Source organism: Variovorax sp. 10L426, assembly GCF_056395305.1.
Genome location: NZ_JBFTJF010000002.1, coordinates 180558 through 204907, shown reverse-complemented (window position 1 = coordinate 204907; position 24350 = coordinate 180558). Strand labels below are relative to the sequence as shown.

23 protein-coding genes and 4 pseudogenes are annotated in these 24350 nt (G+C 64.4%); 4 read left to right on the top strand and 23 right to left on the bottom strand.

Annotated elements, in window-relative coordinates; all coding sequences use genetic code 11:
• Positions 1 to 6: 6 nt before the first annotated feature.
• Both AC1DHL_RS03635 and AC1DHL_RS03630 read left to right on the top strand, forming a co-directional pair.
• A complete protein-coding gene (locus tag AC1DHL_RS03635) occupies positions 7 to 1338 on the top strand; it encodes an MFS transporter (RefSeq protein WP_478100200.1) in 1332 nt (443 codons plus the stop codon).
• 38 nt (positions 1339 to 1376) lie between these two features.
• Positions 1377 to 1823 (top strand): annotated as a pseudogene (locus tag AC1DHL_RS03630) (IS6 family transposase); the annotation flags it as partial.
• Between the two features lie 75 nt (positions 1824 to 1898).
• On the opposite strand, the gene AC1DHL_RS03625 reads toward AC1DHL_RS03630, so the two are convergent.
• From AC1DHL_RS03625 to AC1DHL_RS03615, 3 genes and pseudogenes are all read right to left on the bottom strand, one after another.
• Positions 1899 to 2165 (bottom strand): BrnA antitoxin family protein, encoded by a 267-nt coding sequence (locus AC1DHL_RS03625; protein ID WP_478160672.1) that lies wholly within the window; start codon positions 2163 to 2165, stop codon positions 1899 to 1901.
• A complete protein-coding gene (locus AC1DHL_RS03620; protein ID WP_478160951.1) occupies positions 2149 to 2325 on the bottom strand; it encodes a BrnT family toxin in 177 nt (58 codons plus the stop codon). Before AC1DHL_RS03620 ends, AC1DHL_RS03625 begins: the two co-directional genes overlap by 17 nt.
• A gap of 19 nt (positions 2326 to 2344) precedes the next feature.
• Positions 2345 to 2465, bottom strand: a pseudogene (locus tag AC1DHL_RS03615) (integrase); the annotation flags it as partial.
• Between the two features lie 330 nt (positions 2466 to 2795).
• Between AC1DHL_RS03615 and AC1DHL_RS03610 the strand changes: the two are divergent.
• Entirely contained in the window at positions 2796 to 3470 is a 675-nt protein-coding gene (locus tag AC1DHL_RS03610) for a hypothetical protein (RefSeq protein WP_478100198.1), read from the top strand.
• A 130-nt stretch (positions 3471 to 3600) separates the two neighbouring features.
• On the opposite strand, the gene AC1DHL_RS03605 is transcribed toward AC1DHL_RS03610, so the two are convergent.
• From AC1DHL_RS03605 to AC1DHL_RS03580, 6 genes and pseudogenes are all read right to left on the bottom strand, one after another.
• The gene (locus AC1DHL_RS03605) at positions 3601 to 4011 is read right to left on the bottom strand and encodes a trimeric intracellular cation channel family protein (RefSeq protein WP_478100196.1); all 411 of its coding nucleotides are present in this window, start codon (positions 4009 to 4011) and stop codon (positions 3601 to 3603) included.
• A 47-nt stretch (positions 4012 to 4058) separates the two neighbouring features.
• Entirely contained in the window at positions 4059 to 4283 is a 225-nt protein-coding gene (locus tag AC1DHL_RS03600) for a hypothetical protein (RefSeq protein ID WP_478100194.1), read from the bottom strand.
• A 91-nt stretch (positions 4284 to 4374) separates the two neighbouring features.
• Positions 4375 to 5139 (bottom strand): SDR family oxidoreductase, encoded by a 765-nt coding sequence (locus AC1DHL_RS03595; protein ID WP_478160670.1) that lies wholly within the window; start codon positions 5137 to 5139, stop codon positions 4375 to 4377.
• A gap of 431 nt (positions 5140 to 5570) precedes the next feature.
• Positions 5571 to 5801: pseudogene (locus AC1DHL_RS03590) on the bottom strand (4-oxalocrotonate decarboxylase); the annotation flags it as partial.
• Positions 5798 to 5911 (bottom strand): annotated as a pseudogene (locus AC1DHL_RS03585) (4-hydroxy-2-oxovalerate aldolase); the annotation flags it as partial. The pseudogenes AC1DHL_RS03585 and AC1DHL_RS03590, both read right to left, overlap by 4 nt.
• 23 nt (positions 5912 to 5934) lie before the next feature.
• Complete coding sequence (locus tag AC1DHL_RS03580; RefSeq protein WP_478100190.1) at positions 5935 to 6390, bottom strand: DUF3293 domain-containing protein; 456 nt, start codon at positions 6388 to 6390, stop codon at positions 5935 to 5937.
• 127 nt (positions 6391 to 6517) lie between these two features.
• On the opposite strand from AC1DHL_RS03580, the gene AC1DHL_RS03575 reads away from it, so the two are divergent.
• Positions 6518 to 11350, top strand: a complete 4833-nt coding sequence (locus tag AC1DHL_RS03575) for an NAD-glutamate dehydrogenase (RefSeq protein WP_478160668.1) — start codon at positions 6518 to 6520, stop codon at positions 11348 to 11350.
• Between the two features lie 112 nt (positions 11351 to 11462).
• Here the strand turns inward: AC1DHL_RS03575 and AC1DHL_RS03570 are convergent, their stop codons facing one another.
• The 14 genes from AC1DHL_RS03570 to AC1DHL_RS03505 form a co-directional block, all read right to left on the bottom strand.
• Positions 11463 to 11789 (bottom strand): hypothetical protein, encoded by a 327-nt coding sequence (locus tag AC1DHL_RS03570; protein WP_478100186.1) that lies wholly within the window; start codon positions 11787 to 11789, stop codon positions 11463 to 11465.
• A complete protein-coding gene (locus tag AC1DHL_RS03565; protein ID WP_478160666.1) occupies positions 11786 to 12481 on the bottom strand; it encodes an orotate phosphoribosyltransferase in 696 nt (231 codons plus the stop codon). The genes AC1DHL_RS03570 and AC1DHL_RS03565 overlap by 4 nt, the downstream gene beginning before the upstream one ends.
• An 18-nt stretch (positions 12482 to 12499) precedes the next feature.
• Positions 12500 to 13405 carry a helix-turn-helix domain-containing protein gene (locus AC1DHL_RS03560; RefSeq protein WP_478100182.1) on the bottom strand — a complete coding sequence of 302 codons (906 nt, stop codon included), beginning with the start codon at positions 13403 to 13405 and terminating at the stop codon, positions 12500 to 12502.
• Between the two features lie 59 nt (positions 13406 to 13464).
• Positions 13465 to 14505, bottom strand: coding sequence for a dihydroorotase (gene pyrC / locus AC1DHL_RS03555; protein ID WP_478160664.1), 1041 nt, complete (start codon positions 14503 to 14505; stop codon positions 13465 to 13467).
• Between the two features lie 8 nt (positions 14506 to 14513).
• Positions 14514 to 15770, bottom strand: a complete 1257-nt coding sequence (locus tag AC1DHL_RS03550) for a hydantoinase/carbamoylase family amidase (protein WP_478160662.1) — start codon at positions 15768 to 15770, stop codon at positions 14514 to 14516.
• Between the two features lie 11 nt (positions 15771 to 15781).
• A complete protein-coding gene (locus tag AC1DHL_RS03545; RefSeq protein ID WP_478100176.1) occupies positions 15782 to 16732 on the bottom strand; it encodes a dihydroorotate dehydrogenase in 951 nt (316 codons plus the stop codon).
• Positions 16725 to 17606: a dihydroorotate dehydrogenase electron transfer subunit gene (locus AC1DHL_RS03540; protein ID WP_478160660.1), complete on the bottom strand. Its 882-nt coding sequence runs from the start codon at positions 17604 to 17606 to the stop codon at positions 16725 to 16727. The genes AC1DHL_RS03545 and AC1DHL_RS03540 overlap by 8 nt, the downstream gene beginning before the upstream one ends.
• Positions 17603 to 18844, bottom strand: coding sequence for an MFS transporter (locus AC1DHL_RS03535; RefSeq protein WP_478100172.1), 1242 nt, complete (start codon positions 18842 to 18844; stop codon positions 17603 to 17605). Before AC1DHL_RS03535 ends, AC1DHL_RS03540 begins: the two co-directional genes overlap by 4 nt.
• A gap of 320 nt (positions 18845 to 19164) precedes the next feature.
• Positions 19165 to 20154 carry an isochorismatase family protein gene (locus tag AC1DHL_RS03530; protein WP_478100171.1) on the bottom strand — a complete coding sequence of 330 codons (990 nt, stop codon included), beginning with the start codon at positions 20152 to 20154 and terminating at the stop codon, positions 19165 to 19167.
• On the bottom strand, positions 20154 to 20348 hold the full coding sequence (locus AC1DHL_RS03525; RefSeq protein ID WP_478100170.1) for a 2-hydroxymuconate tautomerase: 195 nt from the start codon (positions 20346 to 20348) through the stop codon (positions 20154 to 20156). Before AC1DHL_RS03525 ends, AC1DHL_RS03530 begins: the two co-directional genes overlap by 1 nt.
• A gap of 1 nt (position 20349) precedes the next feature.
• The gene (locus AC1DHL_RS03520; RefSeq protein WP_478160658.1) at positions 20350 to 21030 is read right to left on the bottom strand and encodes a hypothetical protein; all 681 of its coding nucleotides are present in this window, start codon (positions 21028 to 21030) and stop codon (positions 20350 to 20352) included.
• Positions 21027 to 22373 (bottom strand): dihydroorotase, encoded by a 1347-nt coding sequence (locus AC1DHL_RS03515; protein WP_478100166.1) that lies wholly within the window; start codon positions 22371 to 22373, stop codon positions 21027 to 21029. Before AC1DHL_RS03515 ends, AC1DHL_RS03520 begins: the two co-directional genes overlap by 4 nt.
• On the bottom strand, positions 22370 to 23260 hold the full coding sequence (locus tag AC1DHL_RS03510; RefSeq protein ID WP_478100164.1) for a dipicolinate synthase subunit DpsA: 891 nt from the start codon (positions 23258 to 23260) through the stop codon (positions 22370 to 22372). Before AC1DHL_RS03510 ends, AC1DHL_RS03515 begins: the two co-directional genes overlap by 4 nt.
• Complete coding sequence (locus AC1DHL_RS03505) at positions 23257 to 24345, bottom strand: NAD/NADP octopine/nopaline dehydrogenase family protein (protein WP_478100162.1); 1089 nt, start codon at positions 24343 to 24345, stop codon at positions 23257 to 23259. Before AC1DHL_RS03505 ends, AC1DHL_RS03510 begins: the two co-directional genes overlap by 4 nt.
• Positions 24346 to 24350 lie beyond the last annotated feature (5 nt).

Here is a 24350-nt window from a genome sequence, read left to right as displayed (position 1 = left end):
CATGCAATGAACTCACCTTCCACCGCCACGGCCCCGGAGCTGCCAACCCCGGCGGCGCCGGCGGCCCGCAGCGGCGCGGCGCACGCGCGCCTGCTGGCAGCCGCCTCGCTCGGGTCGGCAATCGAGCACTACGACTTCTTCTGCTACGCCTTCATCGCGCCCATTGCGTTCGGGGAAGCCTTCTTCCCGAAGATGGACGCGCTGGCAGGGACGCTGGCCGTCTACACCACCTTCGCGATCGGCTTCGCCGCGCGCCCCCTGGGTGGTCTCGTGTTCGGTCACTACGGCGACCGGATCGGGCGCAAGGTGGTGCTGATGCTGACGCTGCTGATCATGGGCATCGCCAGCTTCCTCATCGGCTGCCTGCCGACCTATGCGAGCGCGGGCCTGTGGGCGCCCGTCATGCTGATCGTGCTGCGCTTCGTGCAGGGGTTCGCATTCGGGGGCGAGTACATGAACGCCGTGACGCTGACGCTCGAGGGGGCGCCCGCCAAGCGGCGCGGCTTGTTCGCATCAGCGATCAACGCATCAGGACCGGTCGGCGTGATCGTCGCGTCGGGATTGATCGCGATGATGACTGGCGCCTTTGGCACGCAGGCCTTCCAGGAATGGGGCTGGCGCGTGCCGTTCTTGCTCAGCATCGTGATGGTTGCTGTCGGGACCTATGTCCGTTTGCAAGTCGACGAGTCCACGCTCTTCAAGCAACTGAAGGCGCGTCGCCAGGTCGCGGGCATGCCGATCGTCGAGGTGCTGCGGTCGTGGAAGCTGCCCACCGTGCGCGCGGTGCTCATCAACATGGTGCACAGCTCGTTCCAATACCTTGCCACGGTGTTCGTGCTCGGCTATGCGGTCAAGCGCCTGCACATGTCCCCATCGGGCATCACGACAGGTACTACGCTCGCGAACGTCCTCGAAATGGTCATGGTCCCGCTCATCGCGATGGCCAGCGACCGTTGGGGCCGTCGTCCGCTGCTGCTGCTGGGCATTGCACTCGCGGCGGTGTGGTTCCCGGTGTTCCTTCAGATCGTCGACATGCGCGACGTCATTCTGATGAGCGGCGCGCTCGTCATCACCCTGGGCGTGGTGCACGCGATGATGTTCGCGCCGGAAGCGGCGTTCACCGCCGAGCAGTTTCCGACCGAAGTGCGCGTCAGCGGCGGCTCGCTCGGCAAGCAACTAGGCATCGTGCTCGGCGGCGGCCTGGCACCGCTGATCGCCACAGGCCTGATGGGCAACGACGCCAGCTTCATGCCGGTGATCATCTACTTCGAGGTGATTGCCGTGTGCGCCTTCATCGGCATCCTGTTCGCGCCCGAATCGTCGCGCCGCGCGCTGTAGGCGGCATTGTCACGTTGCCGATGGCGTAAGCTTCCCCGATGCAAAGGACGACGAGATCGCTCTATCACGGTCATCGGTTCCCGGCGGCGGTGATCAGCCAGGCGGTGCGTTGGTATTTTCGATTTCAACTGAGCCTGCGCGACATCGAGGAGTTGCTGTTCGAGCGCGGTGTTGTCGTCAGCTACGAGACGATCCAGCGCTGGTGCGACAAATTCGGCGCGAGCTTTGCGCATCGCGTCAAGGCTGCGCGCCGCAAGCCGGGATCGACTTGGCATTTGGACGAGATGTTCGTGACGCTGCGCGGCGAGCCCTACTTGCTGTGGCGCGCCGTCGATCAGCATGGCGCTGAACTCGAAATTCTTCTGCAGAAGCGCCGCGACAAGCTCGCAGCAAAGCGCTTCTTCAAGTGCGTGCTCGCCGCCTGCCCGGAGGTACCGCGCAAAATCGTCACCGACCAGTTGCGTAGCTATCCGGCCGCCAAAGCCAGCGCGTGGCCGTAGGATCTGCCCCTCGGCCGCCGCGAGCAACCGGTCTGCGTATCCGGGCAACCTGCTGGCCGCTCAGCGAGTTTGTAGTTTTTCTTGCAACCAGACCTTGATCAGCGATTGGTAAGGCACATCGCGGGCGTTCGCCGCGACCTTGATTGAGTCCAGCAGGTGCTGAGGCAGGCGCAGCGAAATGGTTTTGGTCGTGGGTTTCAAGTTGGGCAGCGCAACCTTCTTGGCTTTCGACCAGTCAAGGTAGTCCGTCGAGTCATGCTTCTCCCAATACGCACGCTCTTGCGCTTCGGTGGCGAACTTCGGGATCGCCTTAGTCTGCTTGTTCATAAATGGCTCGCTCCTTTCGGTGCATGTCCCTGGCTGAAATGACGCGAATCAACAGGCTCGATTGGCGCAAAGTGAATGTGATGTGCAATGTGCGCCCGTCGTCGGTTTTGCCCAAGGCGTGGAACCGGGATTCTTGACGGCTGCGCGCGGCATATTCCAAAAGCAGCAAGGGTGCGTTGAATGCGCCGCAGGTTCTCCAGGGTCGCCGCGGCCACCTCCGAGCGACGCCGCCTACTCGGTGGCCCAGGCGAACAGCAGAAGGGCGCGATCGCGTTTTCCTCGGAGGGTGTCGTCGCAGGTGACCGGACCGGTAGCTTATGGCTTCCTCCGCAGCGGGCGCAGCATTTCGCACGGTCTGCCGAATCTTCTGAAGAATCGCTTTCACATCCGGCGGAAATCCCGAGACGTACTCATCGATGGTTGTGGGCGTTGCCTTCCGGGTCGACATTTCAACGTGATCTGCGTCGTCATGCTGCATGAGCGTGCCTTTCTCTCTTGGCCGAACGCGGCCCTCAGGCTTGGGAATATATGAGGGTGAGAACAGAGAAGAGCACGAGAATTCCAAAGAAGCGCGTGCGTTCGGCCGTGTACAGGCATACGATTTGATCGACGCCCCTCAGGACTCGCAGATTGACCTCACCCAGGCTCGACGCACTTCTGCGCCAATGCGCGTGCAGCACCGCTCCGGAAGCCGCCTTCTGGAAAGGTGTCGTCGCGAGTCTCAATGAGCCGAGCCCGAACTGGGGCCTGGACCTCCACCCGGATCGCGAACCGGAGTCGGTGGACGCCTTTGTCTACCTGGTGGACACGAGCAGCCTTTGGCTAGCCGGCGCAGCGATTGCGCCCGGGCAGTTGACGGCGCTCTACGAAGAGCACGAAAAGCAAGGCAGCGGCAAGGGCGGCCCCAGCAGCGACCTGGTGCGTGCCGCGGCGTGCATTGCTGTGGCAAGCGAGGGCGGTAATGCAACTGCCTCACCTGAAGTCCTGGCGGCCTTCGCGTGCGCGGTGCGCGCCGTGGCTGCTTCTCCGGCCTACGCCCAGGCCCGCCAGCACGAGTGCCCCTTGCTGGAAAACCACCACTGGATGCTGCTGCTGTACCGCCTTGCGAACGACGAGGCCATCGTGGCAATCGGGCAAAATGACGAGCCCTATCAGGGCATGCTCGAGCGCAGCACCGCGCTCGAATGTGTGCAGCGCATGGTGCAAGAGGACCTGGGCTCGCTGCGCGCCGCCGTCAACCAGGCCGTGAAGCGGGCAGGGGGCGTGAGCCTGGCGCCGGAACTGCGCCGACTCAAGATCATCTGAGCTTCTCGCAAGCCACCAGCTCATGCTGGATCCGGCGGGTGATTCGCGCGGCCGGCATCGAACCCGAATGACGATGCGGTGGCCTCGGCCCGCAGCGCCGTCCTCGATATCGCTCGGCGCTTGGTCGAAATCAGTCGCCTTTGCGGTCGCGTCCGGAAGCGCGCGGCAAGTTCCACTTGTAGCGCAGCGACAGGTAACGCAGTGCGAAGCACGCCATCAAGGCGATCCAGGTCCGCCCGTTCGACACCCATCCGAGGCGCTCGCCAGCCACCTCGATGACGGCGGCCACCAGCGCAGCCGACGCATAGATCTCCCGCCGGAGGATCACCGGCACCCGATTGGGCAGCAGGTCGCGCATCACACCGCCGCCCACGACGGTGGCCACGCCCGTCAGCACGGCCACCTCGGCGCTGTGACCAAAGATCATGGCCTTTTGCGCGCCGGTCACGGCGAACAGCCCCAGGCCAAGGAGTCGAACATCGAGCGCAGTGAACAAGCGGTGGTCGTTCAGGCCGGCAAGGGCCAGTTCGTGGACGTTCATGAGTGCATGATGCGCCTCAGGCCAGGGTACTCGGGCAATTCCGCCGGCTACGGGATCTGCGATTTCGCCGCCTTCGCCGCGATCAACTGAATCAACAATTCATCCCGCTGGCGGAACATCCCGGGAAAATCAAGACCCTCCAGTTCGGCGTCCACGCCCTGTGCAATCTGCTGGATGTAGTCGTCCGAGCGCGTATTGCCGGGGCGCAGTTGCAAACGGGCGAGGGGATCCCGCTCGGAGCCGAGCGGCAGGAGTTCGGCCCAGACCCGCACCTCGACTCTGTCCGGGGTTGGACATCAAAAGAAGGCGGTGCGGTTCCGGGCCGACGCCGCTTCGGGCCGGGGCTCAGCGCATGCGTGTGTGTCAGGTCCGTGTGATCGAGGCGCCGCCGTCTACCAGGGTCGCGGTGCCGGTTACAAAAGTGGAGTCGTCGGACGCCAGATAGAGCACCGAGCGCGCAAGCTCTTCGGGTTGCGCTGCACGCTTGAGCGCATGCAGGCCACCCACAAAAGCTGTCTTCTCGGGCGTGTCGTTCATCTGACGGTACATGTCCGTTTCGACTGCACCCGGCAAGATGGCATTGACGCGCACGTTGCGCGGCCCGTACTCGGCAGCCAGGGCCTGTGTCAGGCCGATCAGGCCCGATTTGCTCGCGGCATAGGCAGCCACACCCGGGAATGCAAAGCTGTAGCCCACGAAGGTGGACGTGAAGATGACAGAGCCGCCGCCGTGTTTGAGCATCTCGGCGATCTGGTGCTTGGCGCCGAGGAAGGACCCCGTCAGGTTCACCGAGATGGTGTCGCTCCATCCCGCCTCGGACACGGTGGTGCTGTCGCCGGCTTCGCCCAGCACGCCGGCGTTGTTGAAGGCGATATCCAGGCGACCGAAGCGGCTGACGGCGGTAGCGACCAATTCCCTTGCATAGCTTTCGGAACGCACATCGCCAGCCACTGCGACTGCCGTGCCGCCCGCCCGCTCGATGTCCGCGACGAGGCTCTCGAGCTCCGCCTTGCGCCGGGCGCCAACGACCAGCTTGGCGCCTTCAGCGGCGAACAACAATGCGGACGCGCGACCGATACCAGAACTCGCACCGGTAATGATGGCAACCTTGTCCTTCAGACGACTCATGATGATTTTCCTTGGGTTGAAACGGTGACTTACCGTGCCCCAATAATCTTCCTTGGCTTCGAATTTGCCGTGCCATGTTTTCGATGCAGATGTTCGGGTTCTTCGAACATGACTGGAAAGAGTCGCAATGAAAATCGAGCGCGAAAGCGAGCAGGCTTCGGTCGTATCAGCGGCCTATGTTCTCCACGGTCGGATTGGCTCCTGATGCACTTCCCAACGCGATGCCTCAATTTCAGACAGGGCCACGTCGCGCTTGTTCGGTTCTCCGAGAGCGCAAGCTGTACCTGTACGCGCAACCCCTGAAGGCGAGGGCAGAGGACAAAGCCGAGCAGGCTTGCGCGACATCTGAACTTTGCTGAAACGCGACATTACAACTTGGGGCCCACAGGATAAGGTCATACAATTTGCATTATGTAAACTATCTGGTGCGTGGTCACGCCCATCTGCTTCATCTTCGCGTGCGACGTCAGGCCGGCCTTGAGACTGACAATTCGATGCCCACGCGCGATCTTGCGCCGACGGATCTCGTTCTGGATCGCGTAGGCGTCGTCCCAGTCCATCTGGGGATACTCGTCGGTGATCTTCGGCGTGTCCCACGCGCCGAGTTCGCAGCTTTCCAGATGCTCCGCGAGCGCGGCAATCGTCTTCAGGTCGAGGTTCATGCCGTCGCCTCCTGCGCCGCGCCTCGCGCCCGCGCGAGTGTCATCACGGTGTCCTCGATCATGTCTTCCTGGCCGCCAACCATGCCGCGCCGTCCGAGTTCGACCACCATTGCCGTTTGCTGCGGGCTCCGGGCTATCGAAGGAGGATCAGCTCGGGCACGGCATCGGAGCCTGCCCATACGATGGCGTTCTGTTGGTAGCGATGCCCTAGCTCACGCGCCGCGTCTCGACTGATGCCGAGGACTGCAACGCTCTCTTCGCCGGGCCAACTGCTGGCAGGGTCTCCATCTCTGCTGACGCCGGGCAACAGCGCGAGACCCAATGCGTGTACATCAACGCAGAGCGCAGTCATGGCGACCGCGTTGTCCGCATCGCGCAAGGCAACCCCCAACGGGTTCGAAGCGGTGAGGAATGCGCAGCTGTCCACGCCCAATTCGCTGTATATCGCAGCCAACCCGGCTGACCGCTCACCGATGCGCAGTATCACAGCGGATGCACCTGCAGGCTCGATGCAGTAGTGCGCGGCGCGGTAGGAGGCGATAACCTCCTCAACGCTGGGATTTGCGTGACTGACGGCCAGCAACGACATGCGGCATTTTCCCGCCGTCCTGGATGGCACCATCAGGCTGAAGGGTTTGCGCAGGTGCAGTCGGCCCCTTGCTTTTCCGCCCGGTCGCTTCCACAGTGGCCTACATCGCGCCGATCAGGAGAAAAGCATGGATACCGATGCATCCGTGACAGGAAGCCGAGGCGAACGCCTGGACGAGGTCGTTGCACTGATTCACGCCAAGGTCGCCCCGGACCAGACGGACCTTCTCGCCGCCTTCGCGCGGCAGTACTTCGGTCAGGTGGACCCTGAAGACCTGGCCGATCGCCAAGTGGCCGACCTGTACGGCGCCGCGCTGTCGCATTGGGGCTTCGCGCGCAACCGCAAGCCGGGGCACGCCCGGCTGCGGGCGTTCAACCCGACGATCGCGGAGCACGGCTGGCAGTCGACGCACACGATCATCGAGATGGTCAACGACGACATGCCGTTCCTCGTCGATTCGGTGACCATGGAAGTCAACCGCCACGGGCTGACCCTGCACCTGATCATCCACCCACTGGTCGGGGTGATCCGCGACAGCGAAGGCACGCTCCAGGGGTTGGCCGCAGAGACGCCTTCGCCCGATGCCCGCCGCGAGTCCTTCATCCACGTCGAGGTGGACCGCGTGGCCGACGCGGGCCACCTCGAGGCGCTTGCCACCGACTTGGCGCGCGTGCTCGGCGACGTGCGGGCGGCCGTGGCCGACTGGAAGGCGATGAAGGAGTGCGTACTGGACATCGTTCGGGGCCTCGACGAGCGCGCGCCGCCAATCCCGCCGCAGGAACTCGCCGAAGGCCAGGCCTTTCTGCGCTGGCTGACCGATGACCACTTCACCTTCCTGGGTCACCGCAGCCACGAGTTGGTGAAGGTCGACGGCGAGGACGCCCTCAAAGTCTTGCCGGATTCGAGCTTCGGCATCCTGCGCGAGACGACCAAGGACGCGGCAGCCGCCTTCGCGGCGCTGCCCCCGGAGGTGCGCGCCTACGCACGCCGACCCAATTTGCTGGTGGTCACCAAGTCGACCTCGCGCTCCACCGTGCACCGGCCCGGCTACCTCGATTACATCGCCATCAAGCGCTTCGATGCCGAAGGCCTTGTCTGCGGCGAAGACCGTTTTCTCGGCCTGTTCACTTCCACGGCCTACAGCGCCAGCCCGGCCGACATTCCTCTGCTGCGGCGCAAGGTGGCCGACGTGGTCGCGCGCGCAGGGCTCGCGCGCGGCAGCCACTCGGGAAAGGCACTCCTCAACATCCTCGAAACCTATCCGCGCGACGAGCTGTTCCAGACCAGCGCCGACGAGCTGTTGTCCACATCCATGGGCATCCTCCACCTGGGCGAGCGCCAGCGCTTCCGCCTGTTCGTGCGGCGCGATCAGTTCGAACGTTTCGTGGCGTGCATGATCTACGCGCCCCGCGAGAACTACACGACCGAGCTGCGCGAGAAGTGGCAGGCGATCCTGATCCATGCCCTCAATGGCACCAGTTCAGAGTTCAACGTGCAGCTGTCGGAATCAGTCCTGGCCCTGATCCAGATCACCGTGCGCACCCGGCCCGGCAGCATCCCGCCCTTCGACGTACGCGATCTCGAGCAGCGCCTGGCTGTCGCCGCCCGCCGCTGGGACGACGACCTGAAGTCGGCGCTGATCGAGGCGACCGGCGAAGCGCACGGCAACGCGCTGCTGCGCCAGTTCGGCGGCGCATTCCCGGCCGGTTACCGGGACGAGTTCGCGGCGCGCGCCGCCGTGCACGACATCGAGCTGATGGAGCAGCTGAGCGACACGCAACCGCTCGGCATGAATCTCTACCGGCCGCTCGAGGCGTCCCCAGGCACGCTGCGCTTCAAGGTGCTGCGGCGCGGCGAACCGCTCATCCTGTCGACCAGCCTGCCGATGCTCGAACACCTGGGCATGAAGGTGCTCGACGAACATCCGTACCGCCTTGCACTGCAGGGCGCGTCGCCCATCTGGGTCCATGATTTCGGACTGCGCAGCGCGCTGGGCGATGCCGAGATCGAGGTCGACGCGCTGCGACCGGTGTTCGAGGATGCGTTCGCCGCCGTTCTCGGCGGCGAGGTCGAGAACGACGACTTCAACCGCCTGGTGCTTGCAGCGCGCCTGCCCGCGCACGAGATCGTCGTGCTTCGCGCCTACGCGAAGTACATGCGGCAGATCGGCTTCGCGTTGTCGCAACCCTTCATGGAAAGCACGCTGGTGGCGAACGCGCCCATTGCGCGCGCATTGGTCGAACTCTTCAAGCTGCGCTTCGATCCGGCGCAGGCCGGCGGCGGCGACGACACGCTGGCCGGCGAGAAGGTGCGCGCGATCGAAGCCGCGCTCGAGAACGTGGCCAACCTGTCGGAAGACCGCGTTCTGCGGCAGTACCTGTCGCTGATCCTGGCCACCACGCGCACCAACTACTGGCGTCGCGATGCGGCGGGGCGGCAGCGCGGTTTCCTGTCGTTCAAGTTCGATTCGTCGAAGGTGCCCGACCTGCCGGCGCCGAAGCCGATGTTCGAGATCTTCGTGTACTCGACGCGCTTCGAGGGTGTGCACCTGCGCGGCGGCCGCGTCGCACGCGGCGGACTGCGCTGGTCGGACCGGCCGGAAGACTTCCGCACCGAGGTGCTGGGCCTCGTGAAGGCGCAAATGGTCAAGAACACCGTGATCGTGCCGGTGGGCTCGAAGGGCGGCTTCGTGCTCAAGCGCGCACCCGCCGCGAGCGATCGCGATGCCTACCTGCGCGAAGGCGTGGCCTGCTATCAGGACTACCTGCGCGGTCTGCTCGACATCACGGACAACCGCATCGGCGACAAGATCGTGCCGCCGGCGCAGGTCAAGCGCCACGATGACGACGATCCATACCTGGTGGTCGCGGCCGACAAGGGCACTGCCACCTTCAGCGACTACGCCAACGGCATCAGCAAGGAATACGGCTTCTGGCTCGGCGACGCCTTTGCCTCGGGCGGCTCGGTGGGCTACGACCATAAGGCCATGGGCATCACGGCGCGCGGCGCCTGGGAATCGGTGAAGCGCCACTTCCGGGAGATGGGTATCGACACGCAGACGACCGACTTCACGGTCGCCGGAATCGGCGACATGTCGGGTGACGTGTTCGGCAACGGCATGCTGCTCTCCCCGCACATCCGGCTGGTGGCGGCGTTCGATCACCGCCACGTCTTTCTCGACCCAAGCCCCGACGTGCAGAAGAGCTTTGCCGAGCGCGAGCGCCTGTTCAAGCTGGCGCGATCATCGTGGGCCGACTACGACGCGGCGCTCATCTCCGAGGGCGGCGGGATCCACGCGCGCGGCGCCAAGTCGATCGCGATCACGCCACAGGTGAAGCAGGTGCTCGGCATCACCGCCGATGCGCTCACGCCGACCGAGTTGGTCAACGCCATCCTCAAGGCCCCGGTCGACCTGATCTACAACGGTGGCATCGGCACGTACGTGAAGGCTGCAAGCGAGAGCCACGCCCAGGTCGGCGACCGCGCCAACGACGCGCTGCGCGTGAACGGCGGGGAACTGCGCTGCAAGGTGCTCGCCGAAGGCGGGAACCTCGGCTGCACGCAATTGGGCCGGATCGAGTTCGCGCTGGCGGGCGGGCGCATCAACACGGACGCGATCGACAATTCGGCCGGCGTGGACACCTCGGATCATGAGGTCAACATCAAGATCCTGGTCGGCCTGCCCATCGCCGAAGGCGAGCTCACCGAGAAGCAACGAAATGCGCTGCTGCCGGAAATGACCGACGACGTGGCCGCGCTGGTCCTGCGCGACAACATTTTCCAGACGCAGGTGCTGTCGGTCACCGGGCGCATCGCGCCGCAGCTGCTCGATGCGCAGACCCGGTTCATGCAGTATCTCGAGAAGGCCGGGCGGCTGAATCGTGCGATCGAGTACCTGCCATCCGACGAGGAACTGGCCGAGCGCCGCGTCCAGGGACAGGGCCTGACCGGTCCCGAGCGCGCGGTGTTGCTGGCCTACAGCAAGATCTGGGTCTACGACGAACTGCTGGCTTCGCCGCTGCCCGACGACCCGTGGGTCGCGACGGCGCTGGGGCGATACTTCCCGAAGCTGCTCGGCGAGAAGTTCGCGGCCTACATGCCCAGGCATCCGCTGCGGCGCGAGATCATCGCCACGCACGTCACCAACAGCACCATCAACCGCATCGGCAGCACCTTCGTGCATCGCCTGGTCGAGACCACCGGCGCCCGTGCGTTCGAGGTTGTGCGTGCCTACCTGATGAGCCGCGAGATCTTCGGCATGGTGCCACTGTGGCTGTCGATCGATGCGCTCGACAACCGCGTGGACGACGCCGTGCAGTCGAGCCTGCTGATCGACACCAGCCGGCAACTCGAGCGGGGCACCAAGTGGTTCCTTCGCTCGCGGCGCCTCAACGAGGACATGGAATCGACCATTGCGCACTTCACGCCGAACGTCGAGGCGCTGTCGAAACGGCTGACTGAACTGCTGGACGCCGATGGGCGCGCCCGCGTCGATGCCGCGGTCTCGCACTATGTGGCCGGCGGCGTGCCGCGCGAACTGGCTGAGCGCGTTGTCACCTTCGACTCGCTGTATGCCACGCTCGACATCGCAGAGATCGCCGGCAGCGCCAGGTGGCCGGTGGCGCTGGTGGCTGCGATCTACTTCGACCTCGCGAACCGCCTCGGCATGCCGTGGCTGCGCGAACGCATCGCGGCACTGCCCGGCGACCAGCATTGGCAGATGCTCGCGAAGGGCGCAATGCTGGACGACCTGTCGAGCATGCAACGCTCGATCACCGGAGCGGTGCTGGCCGGGGGCGGCGAAATCGAGTCGCCGACGGCACTGGTCGAGGCATGGCACGCCGCGAATGGCCGGACGCTCGAACGCGCGGCGGAACTGATGGGCGAACTGCGTGCAGTGCCGGCGCCTGACGCCTCGATGCTGTCTGTCGCATTGCGGGAACTGCGGGCATTGGGATAGTGCCCTGATCGCTGCGCGCAGCGTCAAGCACGCGAAACGGAATTAGTCCGATTTGCCGGCGTCCTTCCGGTTCTTGTCATCGTGTTCCTGCTCGTCGTCGCTGCTGTCCGTTTCAGAATGCCGTCACATTCCATTCGTAGTCCATTGCGACCTCGCTCGACAAGCGCAGGCGCTCCGCCGGCTCGGATGCCAGCGCGGTCAGAATTTTCTGGTTCATGCGATGCATGGTCGCCTTGGCCTCGTCGACGAATTCGCCGGAGAGTGCCTGGTCCTCGTACCGCATCACGAATGCGCGAGCGGCCGTGCCGATCACAAAGTAGAGGCTTGCATTGGACGAATCCTCTTTCATGAGATCGAACGCCGACTTGTAGAGCGTCTTGAAGGCGTCGGTGCCCAGACCGGAGTCGTTGAATTGATCGGAGATTTGCTTGAAGTTCATGACGTTGCTTTTTCGAGTGAGTGGTTGGCGCCCAATCCACCGCGTGCCTGCGACCACGCCGATGGATCAGACAGGAATTCGTCCAGTTCGTCCAGCGCGGCGTTGCCGAAATCGTTGCGTGCCCGAGCGACGGCCAGGATGTCGCGCCAATTGGCCAACGCATGGACGTTCACGCCCAGCGTCGAAAGTAGCGCCTCGGCTTCGAAGGTGCCGTAGTCGAAGATGACGAAGACCTCTTCCACGACGGCGCCGACGCCGCGCAATGCGCTGACGAATGCGACTTTCGAAGCGCCCGCAGCCATCATGTCGTCGACGAGGAGCACTTTGGAACCTCTGGGGACCACACCCTCGATCTGATTCGTTCCAGCCGCTCGCTTGCGGACGTACTGCAACGGCAAATCCTGCGCTTCCGCCATCCAGGCCGCGAAGGCGATACCACTGGCTTCGCCGCCGGCAATCGACGCAACGTCTCTCAGACTCCCGCTGGCCTGCAATCGTTCGATGGCATGGCCTACCAGTTCCCTTCGCACGCGGGGAAATGAGATGAGCCGCCGGCAATCCATGTAGGCCGGGCTGGCCCACCCCGACGGGAGGCGAAAAGGCTCGTCGGCGCGAAAAGTCACGCATCCCGCGTCGATCAATTGGGCGGCAACCGCCTGGGCCCGACCTTGGGGAAATTGTGGTGAGGTCATCATGGGAGTCCGTTCAATCTACTGAAGGAGTGCGAGCAGTTTTCGCAGATGCTGCGCGCCCGCCCTGCCCTTGTAGGCAGCCTTCCAGAGCTTGCCGATCATGGCCTCGTACATGCGAACCGCCTCGGGCGATGCGGTAACGGTGGCGATGCCGTTCCTGACGTTGGGCAATTCGCCGAGGCGGAACGGACTGACCGCAAGCACGCTGCCAGCCCGGCTCGAGAACACCTGGAAGGTCGATGCGGGCATGGCGTCATCGATCAGTCCGATCTGCACGTCGATCGGCTCGCTTTCCATCAGGTCGGCGATGCGTTCGACTTCACGTCTTGCGGCGAGCCTGCGCACGGCCCTGGTCTTCTCCGGCAGGTCGACCCTGCCCACAAGGCCGGTCTGAATGAAGCGTTCGAGCTCGCGCAGGCCGATCAGACTCACGATGTGCGGCCTGCGTTTCTGGAAGAACGCGCGCCGCTCTTCCATGATCTGGAGCATCTTGTCGATGTCGGCGGCGCTGGGTGACTTGACATCACGTCGAGGGGAAGCTTCGGCGAGCATTTCCCGCAGCAGTGGCAGGTAATCGTCTGACGTGAGCAGCAGCGAGATCGGCTCGAAGTGCGCCAGGATGCGATCGGCGGATTCCTCCAGTTGGCGCATCCGTTCGAAGAGGCCGAGAGCCGTCGGGTAGTACTCGACTTCGACGCCGAGCAGAGATGCCATCGAGGTGTCCAGCAGTGCTGCCAGACGCTCCAAGGTCTCGATCTTGACGATCTCGCCCTTCTCAAGCCGGTAGACGACCGCCCTGGAGATGCCGAGTTTTTCCGCGACGTCCTCGGCAAGCAAGGACGCACCCACCCGGTAGGCCCGCAACCGGTTGCCGAGCGCCAGGTAGTCGATCGAGGACTTGTAGGCTTGATTGGCGGCGTCCATCTCACTTTCCAATCTTTGAATCGAAAAAGAGACTATAGGAGATGGCGGTCCAGAGGTCATCAGGGCTGGCTCCACGATACGGTGGTGCCGCCCAGGAAAGGATGAATCGTGGCGCCGCCGGGCAGCACCACGTCGTCGGGCACCAGACAGTCCGTGCGGGTCCACGTCACCGTTTCTTCATTCGGCGACAAGCCATAGAAGCGTGGGCCGTTGAGGCTGGCAAAGGCTTCGAGCCGGTCGAGCGCATGCTCCTCGTCGAACACGGTGCAGTAGCTTTGCATCGCAGTCGGCGCGTTGAAGATGCCGGCGCAGCCGCATCTCGCTTCCTTGAGCACGCGATAGTGAGGAGCCGAATCGGTGCCCAGAAAGAATCTCGGGTCCCCTGACGTCGCCACCTTTCGCAGCGCCAGGCGATGGCGCTCACGCTTGAGGACAGGAAGGCAATAGAAGTGCGGCCGGATGCCGCCCGTGAAGATGGCATTGCGATTGAACATCAGATGTTGTGGCGTGATGGTTGCGCCGAGACGGCCACTCGCATCGGCGAGCACGAACTCCACGGCCTGCTCGGTCGTGATGTGCTCCATCACGACCTTGAGATTCGGGAAATCTCGCAACAGGGGGCGGAGCGTGGTCTCGATGAACACGGCCTCGCGGTCGAACACGTCGACCGATGGATCAGTGCTTTCCCCGTGCACGAGCAGCGGCATCCCGATCACTTGCATCGTATCGAGCGCCTTGGCGACCTTCGCGGTCGACGTGACACCCAGTTCCGAATGGGTGGTCGCGCCGGCGGGATAGAGCTTGACTGCCGCGAAGACCTTCTCCTCGAACCCCTGCCGAAGATCTTCGGCAGGCGTGTTGTCGCAGAGGTAGGCCGTCATTAGCGGCGTGAACCGCACACCCGGATCGAGCGCGGCGAGGATCCGGTCGCGGTAAGGGCGTGCCATTGCGACCGTAGTGATCGGCGGATTCAGGTTGGGCATGACGACAGCGCGAGCGAACTGGTCCGTCGTGTATCGCAGCGCGGCTTCGAGCACCTCGCCGTCGCGCAAGTGCAGATGCCAGTCGTCGGGGCGGCGCAGGGTGATCGATTGATTCATCAGGTGCCTCATGCCAACTGGGCGAAGGCGCCGTGCATGGCCTGCACGCCGAGCATGAAGTCGCCCATGTCCATCGCTTCGTGCGGATTGTGCGAGCCATTCTGGTTGCGCACGAAGAGCATGCCGCTGGGGATGCCGGCGTTGGCAAACAAGGAGGCGTCGTGCCCCGCTCCGCTGGGAATCACTTCAAAGCGCGTCCCCTGCGCTGAGCAGGCGTTCGAAAGGACCTCGCAGATCGATTTGTCCATGGTGGCCGGATCGCTCAGCAGGCGACGGTCGAACTCGAACCGGACGCCGCGCTCCCGTTCGATGGCCGTGCACTCGGCGCGCATCAGTTGATAGAACGCCTCCAGCGTGTCGTTGCTCTTGCTGCGCGCCTCCAGGCTGAAGCTGACCTGCCCCGGGATGCGCGAGATCGAGTGTTCCGCAGGGTCGGTGCTCACGATGCCCGTCGTCACGACGAGATCGATCCCGCGTTCGAGCAGGACGCGCCAGTGCGCATCGATGCGCATGATCAAATCGGCCACCGCGAACATCGCGTCATGGCGCAGCCAGCGCGGCACCACGCCCGAATGCTGCGCATCGCCATGACACACGACACGGTTGTGTCGCACGTTGCCACGGATACCCGAGACGACGGCCAGGGGCAGCTGGCGGGCGATCATCACCGGACCCTGCTCGATGTGCAGTTCGAGATAGGCCTTCACCCTGGCCTTGTCGATGAGCACTTGCTGGGTGCGAATCGCCTCGACGTCAGCGCCGCAGGCTCGCATGCAGTCGGCCATCGTCTCGCGCGTCGTGCGCTGCTGGAGGTCGAGGTCCGCCGCGCCGATCTTGCCGAACAACGCGCCGGAGCCCATGTAGGCCTTGCCAAACCAGGCACTCTCCTCACCACGGAACGCGATGACTTCAAGCGGCAGGCGGTAGGCCTCGCCGCTGCGCTTCTGTTCCAGCAAGCAAAGCAGTCCGGCGACGACGCCGGCATAGCCATCGAAATTCCCGCCTTGCGGCACGGAGTCGATGTGCGATCCGGCCCACGAGACCGAGGACGACGCGCCGGCCTCGGGCAGGCGAAACACCAGGTTGGCCGCCCGATCGGCATGCACGTCCAGCCCCTGTGCCTTTGCGAACTCGCGCAGATAGTCGGCGGTCGCCGATTCGCCGCGGCCGTAGCTCTCGCGCGTGACGCCGACGCCATCGAAGGTCAGATCACGCACGTCGGAGAACAGCTTTTCGGCGGTGGATTGAAGGCCGAGAACGCTCATGGCCTCGCCCATCAACCCGACTGCTGCGCAAAGCGCAGCCACCGGTCCGACAACTGTCGGTCGAGCTTGACCTGCCCGGTCAGTTCGCGAATGTTCTCCACGCCCATCTCCCGGCAGTAGGCTTCGAGCCCGTGGATGATCTTCTGCATCGCGCCCGGATCGATGAAAGATGCGGTGCCGATCTGTACCGCACTGGCGCCGGCGAGCATGAACTCGACGGCATCGTCCGCGCAGGATATGCCGCCACATCCGATGATCGGTATCCGCACGCTGCGATAGCACTGGTGGACCATCCGCAGCGCGATCGGCTTGATCGCCGGGCCCGACAGGCCGCCCATCACGTTGCCGAGCTTCGGCTTGCGCGTGCGCACGTCGATCGACATGCCCAGTACGGTGTTGCCCATCACCAGCGCGTCGGCGCCGGCTTCCTCGGCCGCCCTGGCGACGGCTGCGATGTGCGAAGCGTTCGGCGTGAGCTTGGCCCAGAACGGATGGCTGGTGCGGCGACGAATCGCGCTGACCACCTTGTACGTGGTCTCGGGCGTCATGGCGAAGGCCATGCCATCTGCCTCGAGATTCGGGCACGAGATGTTGGCTTCGACCACGGCCACCTCCGGCAATGACATCTCGGCCACTGCCTCGGCGAACTCGTCGACGGTGTCCGCGGAAATCGAGACCACGACGGGCGTGTCGTATTGCGTGTAGGCCGGCAGCACCGAATCGCGGTAGTAGGCCAGGCCCTTGCTCGGGATGCCGATCGAGTTCAGCATGCCGCTGTAGGCTTCGGTGACGCGCGGGGTCGGGTTTCCGGCGCGGCTTTTCGGGGACACGCTCTTGATCACGAGCGCACCGAGCTTGTTGAGGTCGAGCGCTTCGGCATATTCGATCGCGAAGCAGCCCGAGGCGGGCATCACCGGGTTGCGGAGGCCTAGCTCTCCGACCTTGACGGACAGATTAGCCAAACTCCACCTCCCCGACGACGTCGCTGATGGGGAATACGGGGCCTTCGCGACAGACGCGAAGGAATTGCTTGTCGCCGCCCTTGTCGAACAAGCGGACACAGGAAAGGCACACGCCCATGCCGCAGGCCATTCGCTGTTCCATGGCGACTTCGCCGCGCGTGGCTGGAAAGTCCTTCAGCACCCGCTGCAGGAGCATGAGGATGCGGTGCGATCCACAGGTGTAGACCACGTCGTGATGCCCGGCGCGCAGTAGACGGCGTACCAGCGGCTCCATGGCCTCGACCGAGGAACTGCCTTCGCTGTCGAAGACGCAATGAACGTCGGCATCGGCGCCGCGCAGGAACTCGTCGCGCATCAGGTCCTTCGGTGTGCGCGCCGACATGACGGCGGTGATCCGGATGCCCGTCTTTGCCGCGTGCTGGAGCAGCGGTGCCATCGTGGCGAGGCCGACGCCGCGCGCCACGACCATGATTCGCTTGAAAGTTGGCTCCAGTGCGAATGTGTTGCCCAACGGCCCCACGATGTCCATACAGGCACCGACATCGAGGTGCGACAACGCATGGGTGCCCACGCCGGTGACGTTGTAGAGGAATTCGATCGTTCCGGCTTCGGGCCCGACACCGTAGACACTCATGGGCCGCAGCAGGAACGGGCTCAGGTCGTTCGTGCCGGGGCACTTCAGCTGGTAGAACTGGCCGGGCTTGGTAGAGCCGGCGAGGTCCGCTTGCGAAGTCAACCTGAGGTACTTGTAGCGGTCGTTGATCCAGCGGTGTTCGGTGACTTCGCAGCGATGCGATGCGACGCTGTCGGCATTGCGCTGGAAGCAGGCCTTGCCGCTGGCGGGCGACTGGTGGTCGGCAGACGTTTGCATCATTGGAGCTCCTTGCCTTTGAGCTCAGGAATGAGGAACAGCGTCGCCAACATGTCGAGCACGTAGATCGAAGCCAGCAGGGCAATCGCGACCTGGAACGAATATGCCGTCGCCAGCGCCCCGACTACCACCGGTCCGAATCCGCCGACGCCGCGGCCGATGTTGAAGAGCACGTTCTGTGCAGTGGCCCGCGCTTCGGTCGGGTAGGCCTCGGACATCAGCGCGCCGTAGCCGCCGAGCATCCCGTTCACGAACATGCCCATCACTGCGCCCGCCCACAGCATGGTGATCGGATCGGTCAGTTGCGAATAGGTCAGCACCATCGCGACGGCGCCAGCCTGGAAGAGAAGGAAGCTGGGCTTGCGGCCGATGCGGTCTGCGATCTGGCCAAACACGAAGATGCCGGCCATCATCCCAAGGATGGTCACTGAGGTCCACATTGCCGACTTGGTGAGATTGAAACCGAGCTTGCTGGCCAGGAAGCTGGGCATCCAGATCATGATGCCGTAGTAGCCGAAGTTCTGGACCGAGCAAAGGATCACGATGCCGAGACTGGTGCGCGTGGTGCGCTTGTCCTTGACGAGCAACTGGAATGCCTTCAGCTTGGAACCCTTGACCTTTGGCTTGCGAACGAAGACTTCCGGTTCATGGAGGCGATTGCGGATGACCCAGGCGACGATGGCCGGAAAGATGCCAACCAGAAACATGCCGCGCCATCCGATGTGCGGCAGCAGCAGCGGCGTCAGCAAGGCGGCTGCGAGCACGCCGGCCTGCCATCCCAACGCCACATACGAGGAAACCCGAGCGCGTTTGTTGGCCGGCCACGCTTCGGCCGCCAATGCCATCCCGATGCCGAACTCGCCGCCGAGGCCGATGCCGGCGATCGTGCGGTAGACGAGCAAATCCCAGTAGCCTTGGGCGAATGCGCAAAGGCCGGTGAAGACGGCGAACAGCAAGATGGTCCAGGTCATTACGCGAATGCGACCGAAATGGTCACTCAGCGAGCCGAAGACGATGCCGCCTGCAACGGCCCCGATGAGCGTCCAGGTCACCAGCGAGCCGGCCTGGCCGGGGGTCAGATGCAGATCGGCAGAGATGGCCGAGAGCATGAAACCCAGGATGAGCAGGTCAAAGCCATCCATTGCATAGCCGATCGCTGAACCGGCAAGTGCCTTCCACGCATACCCGCTGACCTTTTCGCTGTCTGGGGGGTTCGCCACCGATTTGAGAGTCGTGTCCACGTACATAGCTCCAACGAGGTGCGCCACGGGCACCAGGAGGTTGTTCGGCCGACGGGTGACTCCTATGGGCTGGGGTCTGCGCCGGTTCTTGTTTTCGATCTTAGTCTCGAAATAGAGACCAACAAAGAGATTTCTGGTTCGTAGAAACCCTTAGCGGTCTCCGCAGTCGCGACCACGCTTGTCTCGCCTGGCGCGGTTTCGGCCGGCACGCCCATCAGCATGGAGGTTCCTTGGTGTCATGAGACGAAACGACACACGGCGATAACGCCGTGTGTCGTCCGTAGGGATGATCGTCGCCGCCAGCCGGCGACGCGGGTCACTCAGGCGGTCGCAGCGACCTGATATAGCTCGACCCTGGTTCCGTCGGGATCGGTGACATAGATGGTCAGGCCATAGGGCCCGTCGTGCAGATCCTGCTGAAACTCGACGTCGGCCTTTTTCAGCCGCTCCCGCAGCGCGCGGACATCGTTGACCTCGAAAGCCATGTGATCGATCTGCCGGTGTGCCGGCGCCCGGCCCCCGACGATCGCGATGCCCTGGTGAAAGGCGGTGAACGGCCGGCCGTCAGCCAATGGCTTCGCGGGCCGAATGGAAAAGCCGAGCTGGTTCACATAGAAAGCCGTGGAGCGTTCCACGTCCTGAACCATCAGCAGCATGTGGCCATAGCCGAGCGTGCGCGGCGCAGACTTCGAGTCGATCCAGCCGCGCATCTCCTTGGAGTCCGACAGCTCGCAGAAGTATTGCTTCCAGACCTGCTTCGCCGTTTCTTCCCACTCGCCGTTGACGCCGGAGATGCAATCGTTCAATGCGACGACGTCATAGTCGCGCAGATAGGCCTCGCGGATGCTCGTCTCGACACAGGCGTTCGTCGTGGTTCCGGCCACGAAGAGCGTCCGGGTGCCCAGCATCTTCAACATCATCTCGAGGCGGGTCTCGTAGAAGGCGCCGAAGCGGTGCTTGCGGATGACGTAGGACGGATTGAAGGCGGCCAGCGGCTTCAACTCGTCGACGATCTCCTCGTCCCAGCTGCCGGCAAGAGCGGAGACCTGTTTGCGCCGTGCCGTGTGGCCTGCGAGCTTCTTGCGGGCACGGCTCGCGTCCACCGCGAAGTGCTCCTGCACGGTCCAGACCACTGGAATGCCCGCCGCCTGGCAACGCGGGATCAACTCCGCGAGGGCCGGGACGATCGACGAGAGGCGCTTCGTGTTGACGCCGGAGATACCGAGCGTTCCGTTGTCGTGGATGAAGGCGTTCTGAAGATCAATGACCAGGAGTGCCGAGGTACGGGGATCGAGTTCGTCGAGATTCATCACTTTTCCTCCATGTCGATGCCCAGCACGCCGGCGCGTCCCCAGCTGTCCTTCGGCGTGTCATGAATCACGACGTGAAGATGCTCCGGCTTGCAGCCTGCCTCGTCGACCATGGCCTTCGTGATGGCCTTGACGAGGTTGCGCTTCTGGTCGACCGTGCGACCTTCCCAAAATTCGACGATGACGAACGGCATGTCAGTGCTCCTTAGGTTGAATTCCTGCCCAACGCGGGACCGGGGGTGAGAAGCCCGTGACGAAATCGTTGCCCGCACGGTCTTCGCCGCGCACGAGCCAGAGTGGCCGCGCGGCATGATTGATCAGTGGCTGTTCTTCCATGGCGATCCAGTTGGCGAGCGCGCGCCCGTCGCGAAGGAAGCTGCTGGTCGCCGGCATGTAGCGGATCACGTACACAGGCTCGTCCGGATCCAGCAACGGCAAGCCGGTCGCGACGCAGCTCAGTTCCAGGCACGTCACTGGCTGCGCATGCCTCGGCGCCACGAGCACGACGGCACCTGCCGGTGGCATGACAGGCCAGTAGCGCCCTTCCCGCCCTTCGCGAACGAAGCGTTGGTATGAGGCCGCTTCGAGGTGCAGCTCGGAATCCCACAGAACGATGTCGGGCCCGATCGCCGCTTCGACGCGATCCACGATGGCCGGGTCCTCGCACAAGTCCAGGAAGCGCCAGGCATCGGTAAGCCCAGCCGCATGGCCCCAGGGGTTGTGGAGGCCCGACAGCCGCTCCAGTCGTGGGCGCGGCCGGAGCGCGGCGAGTTCCCGCGCCGCCTCGTGCAGGTCTCCGATGCGCTCGCTGACGCTCCTGGTGCGTGGCGCTACACCACCCGTCACGCCTGCGCAAAGCCCGGTTTCCATGGTCACGAGGGATTGGAAAGGCAGCGCCCACGGCCGAAGAGACTTTCGTCGACCTTGCCGTTCTCGTAGACGATGGCGCCCCGGGCCACCGTAAGCACGGGCCATCCCTTGAGCTTCCAGCCTTCGTAGATGCAGGTGCCCTTGCCGGTATGGTGGACCGTGCGCTCTTCGTCGAGGTCGACCAGCACGAGATCGGCGTCGAAACCAACTTCGATGTTGCCCTTGCGTGGCCACAGGCCGAAGCGGCGTGCAGGATTGGCCGAATTGAGCTGGACCAGGCGCGACAGCGGCAAGCCGCGCTGATGCACTCCGAAGTGCAGCATCAGCGAAAGCTCCCACGGAAAGGACACCACGCCCGGCAATTCGGACCAAAGGTCTTCGAGCTTCTTGGGCAGGAATGGAACGTGATCGGTGCCCAGGCTATAGACCGAGCCGTTCAGCACGCCGCGCCACAAGCCCTCCTGCTCTTCCTTGTCGCGCAGCGGTGGCGAGATCTTGGCGCGCATGTCCAGGTCGCTGTCGTAGGCCGTGCGGGTGAGGTAGTGCTGGCAGGTCTCGACGGTGACGTGCACGCCGCGCGCCTGCGCCTCGGCAGCCAGCACCGGGCCCATGCCGACGGAGGTGTGGACCAGGTGCAGCGAGCAGCCCGTTCGCTCCGCAAGGAAGATCATTCGGCGGATGGTCTCCACCTCGCAGAAGGCCGGGCGGGATTCGGTATAGGCGCCGAGATCCTGTCGACCTGTCGCCTTGATCTCGTTCTTCATCCAGGCGGCGATTTGCGTGTTCTCGCAATGGACGTTGATGAGCGCGCCGGGGATCTTCGCCAGGATGCGCATCGCGGCATACACCCAACCATCGGTCGCCGGGACGATGCCGATCGGGTTGTCGGGCTCATAGCCGAAGTAGCACTTGAACGAACGCACCCCGGTCTTCGCGACGATCTCGGGAATCTCGGCGATGTGCTCTTCGCGCTGAATGCCGAAGTGAAAACCGAAGTCGATGATCGCGTTCTCCTCGCCGAGTGCCTTGCGTTCTTCGTAGAACGGCAAGTAGGAGGGCTTGAGATTTCGGATGTAGAGCAGCGCCGTGGTCACGCCCCCGGAAGCCGCCGCCGCCGTCTCGGTGCGCATGTCTTCTGCATACGGGTACTTGACGCCCAGGTGGCAATGCGGATCGATCACGCCGGGCATCAGCACGCGGCCGCCGGCGTCGATCTCGCGATGGCCTTTCGGCAAGGCGCTGTCGGCGCCGGTCAGGATGATCTTGCCGTCTTTCACGGCGACACCGCCGTGAAACTCTCCGTCGTGGCGAACCACCCGTGCGTTGCGAATCACCAGATCGGCGCTCATTGTTTTTCCTTCAAGATGTTGTCGATGCGGCGACGCACGCCGCTCCATTGGCTGCGGCCGACAGTGATGGGCGCGCGTGCCCCGAGTCCGCGGGCCCAGACGAACTTGAGCCCAAGCTCTTGTGCGGCGTCACGATCGATGCCGCCGGGCGGCGCTGCGAGGTCGACGAGCAGGGCATGCCTGGGCAATGTCTCGAGCAACTCGCGCCCGAGAACACGCGCAGGCACGCTCGCGATGACGATGTCCGTGTCCGGAAGCACCAGGGCCACATCGGACAGTTCATGTGATTCGGCGCCCGCGGCGTAGGCCGCGGCGCGCTGCACTGCATTGCGCGCGGCGACGTGGACATGTGCGCCCAGTCCCAGCAGCGTATGGGTGACCAACGAACCGATCGTTCCCTGCCCGACCAAGCAAATCTTGGCCTTGTGGATCGTGATATCGGTGTTCTCGATCAGCACCTTGAGCATGCCTTCGACGATCGCGGGTCCGCGCAGGAGCATCAGGTCCTCGTCCCACTCGTACTCGTGCAGGCTGATGCCGAGCGCCTCGCAATGGGCCTTGAGCCTGGGGTCGGCCCATCCCAGGATGATGTGTCCCGGGCGCCGCATGCCGGCGAGCATCTCGCGGTCCGGGATGACGCGTTCGGCACATTGCGGCGCAAAGAGCGCGCCGTCCGGGGCGATGCCGGGGATGGGAAAGAGCGCGATGTCGGCCCCTTCCAGCGCCTCGCGCGCGTTCGACACGTGGTTGACGCCGGCGATGCCCTGCTCAGGCCACGGGAAGCCGTAGGCGCGTACCTGGGCTCCGGCCGCAACCGCACAGCGGGCAATTTCCTGTTCGCGACGATCGCCGCCGACGATCGCAATGACGACTTTGTCCCAATTCATGGCTGCCTCACACGTTGAAGAAGTTCGGATCTCGACAGGCCCGCAATGCCCATCGCTTCGGCGGTGCGTCCGCCCTTGCTGTAGTCGATGCCGACCAGCGCCTGCGCGAGCGTGTACAGCGCGCGGGCGACCGGCGTGGCCACAGCGGCGATCGCGGCGATTTCGAGGAAGGGAAGAAGGCCGTGGCCGAAGTCCTCCCGGTAGTACCGGTGCTGCAGGGAGTCGGGGCCCTTGATTCGCTTGTTGGCCTCGCCGCCCGCGATCGCGGCCACGAAGTCCTGCGTGTCGGTGACTGTCGATTCGACGGTGCCGATCAGTTTCATTTCTTCGACAAGGTTCGGCAGACGATGGCCGAAGGCCGCGGCCACGGCCAGTCGCTCATCGTCGAGCGCACGCATGGTGCGCGCAACCCCGGGCGTCATCGCCTGGACATAGAAGGTGAAGTCGCCGTGCGTCGCTTCGACCCAGGCCGCTGCGAGAACCGCACCCGGCGGATGCAGCACCAGGTTGGCATTGGCAAGCGCAGAGGCGAGCACGTCGCCGACCGGCGCAGCCCCGGGGAACAGTTCGCAAGCGACGGCCAGCGCCGAGTCACCACCGGGCAGCGCCGCCGCACGCACCTGGCGCGCTCGGCCGGTCACGGTCACGCTGTCGGGCTGGTACTTGCGGGCGACATAGGTCAGGGTCGAGAACTCGGCGATCGGCGGCAGATCGGCGCGCACGCTTCGATAGGCGTGCGCGAAGTCCAATGCGCCGCCGGTGTGCCCGGGATTCAGCACCACCGGCCGGTTCGCCGGCCAGCGCGCGGCGGCGAGTGCGCGAGCAACCGGCGCGTGAGAAAAGGTCGGCAGCGTTACCACCGCTGCATCGGCGCCCTTGATGGCCTCAGCGAGATCCGCCGTGATCAGTGCCGGCCGTGCGGTGCCTTCGCCCAGCACGCCTTCGTAGCGCACGCCGCCCAGTGCCTGGAAGGGCACGAGCGTTTCGGGAGAGCGGTTCCAGAGAACAACTTCATGCCCGGCCCGCGTGAGTTCGGCAACGGCCGCGGCCCCACCGGCGCCGGCGCCCAGTATGGATACTTTCATTCCTG